This is a genomic window from Neisseria sp. P0009.S007 (genome assembly GCF_051962515.1).
This window is the reverse complement of sequence record NZ_JBQCVF010000270.1, coordinates 1-1,744: the sequence shown is the minus strand read 5'-3', so window position 1 is coordinate 1,744 and position 1,744 is coordinate 1. Positions and strand designations below refer to the sequence as shown.

The window sequence follows — 1,744 nt, the reverse complement described above, 5'->3', positions numbered from 1 at the left end:
TATGGTTTGCCTATGCGCTGACAACTGCTGCGGCTTTTGTATCCTTACATATTGCCGGTATGGGTTGGTTTGATGCCTTGTGCCATGCGATGTCGGCAGTGGCCTTGGGCGGTTTTTCGACACATGATGACAGCGTTGCCTATTTTGATTCTGTGGCAGTCGAATGGACGTTGATGTTTTTTACTGTCTGGGGCGGTATCAATTTTGCCAGCCATTTTACTGCGCTGGGCAACCGCTCTTGGCGGGTGTATTGGAAGGATGAAGAATGCCGCACCATGCTGCTGGTTTTGTCGGGCAGTATTTTGATTTCGGCATTGTATCTGTGGCAGCAGGACGTGTACCAAAGCCTTGGCGAAGCTTTGCGTTTTGTCAGCTTCAACTTTGTGTCCATAGGATTGGCCAGCGGTTTTTCCAATACTGACTTTGCTCAATGGCCGCTGATTGTGTCGCTGTGGATGTTTTTCCTCTCTAACGTGTTGGCAAGCTCAGGCTCTATGGGTGGCGGTATTAAAAACGTGCGTGCGTTGGTATTGTTTAAATTCAGCTTGCGCGAGATGTTGATTTTGCTGCACCCGCGTGCGGTTCGTACGGTAAAGGTCAACAATCGCTCCATTCCGGATCGTATGGCGCTGACCGTTATGTCGTTCATTTTTATTTACTTTATGACGGTCATCGTATTCAGCTTTTTACTGATGGCCGCAGGCTTGGACTTTTTATCCGCCTTCACGGCAGTCATTGCCTGTATTACCAATGCAGGGCCGGGTTTGGGCGCAGTTGGTCCGTCGCATAATTATGCCGCGCTGAGCGATGTGCAGAAGTGGCTGTGTACGGCGGTGATGTTGTTGGGACGTTTGGAGATTTTTACCGTTTTAATTTTGTTTACTCCGGCATATTGGAAGAAATAAGTGTAGAAAAAGGCCGTCTGAAATTTCAGACGGCCTTTTTATAATGGCTGGGCTTAAGCGTATTGCTTGAGTAATTCTTTGAATTGTTCGCCGGTTTCATGGTGTTTCAAACCATAAGCCACGGTTGCTTCAAGGTAACCCAATTTGCTGCCGCAGTCGTAGCGTTTGCCATCAAACGCATGAGCCAACACAAACTCATGGTCGAGCAGGCGGGCGATACCGTCTGTCAGTTGGATTTCGTTACCGGCGCCGCGGGGCAGGTTGGTCAACAAGTCAAAAATACGCGGAGTCAGGATGTAGCGGCCGACAACAGCAAGATTGGAAGGCGCTTCTTCCGGTTTTGGTTTTTCAACAATATTGACTACACGTTGATAGCTTTTCAGCTTTTCAACTTCAACGATACCGTAAGAGCCTGTTTGGGAAGGATCGATGGTTTCAACGCCTAAAACGCTGTTGCCGCTTTGGTTATACACGTCAACCATTTGTTTTAGCGCGCCTTTAGGCGCATCAATCAAATCGTCTGCCAAAATAACGGCAAAAGGTTCATTACCGACGGCAGCTTGCGCGCACAATACGGCATGCCCCAAACCCAATGCTTCAGTTTGACGGATGTACATGCAGGTAATGTTGGAAGGCAGGATATCGCGAACGTGCGCCAACAGTTTGTCTTTTTGACGCAATTCCAATTCGGTTTCCAACTCGTATGCTTTGTCGAAATGGTCTTCGATACTGCGTTTGTTACGGCCGGTGATGAACACCATTTCAGTACAGCCGGCTTCAACCGCTTCTTCAACTGCATATTGAATCAGAGGTTTGTCCACGATAGGCAGCATTTCTTT

At 48.2% G+C, this 1,744-nt stretch carries 2 protein-coding genes; one reads left to right on the top strand and one right to left on the bottom strand.

What is annotated here, in order from left to right:
- The coding region (locus tag ACTHS3_RS12345) for a TrkH family potassium uptake protein (RefSeq protein WP_440368067.1) at positions 1 to 905 on the top strand (905 nt) is incomplete at its 5' end.
- A gap of 53 nt (positions 906 to 958) precedes the next feature.
- Here ACTHS3_RS12345 and galU read toward each other — a convergent pair.
- A partial coding sequence (gene galU, locus ACTHS3_RS12340) for a UTP--glucose-1-phosphate uridylyltransferase GalU (RefSeq protein WP_440368066.1) occupies positions 959 to 1,744 on the bottom strand: 786 nt, incomplete at its 5' end.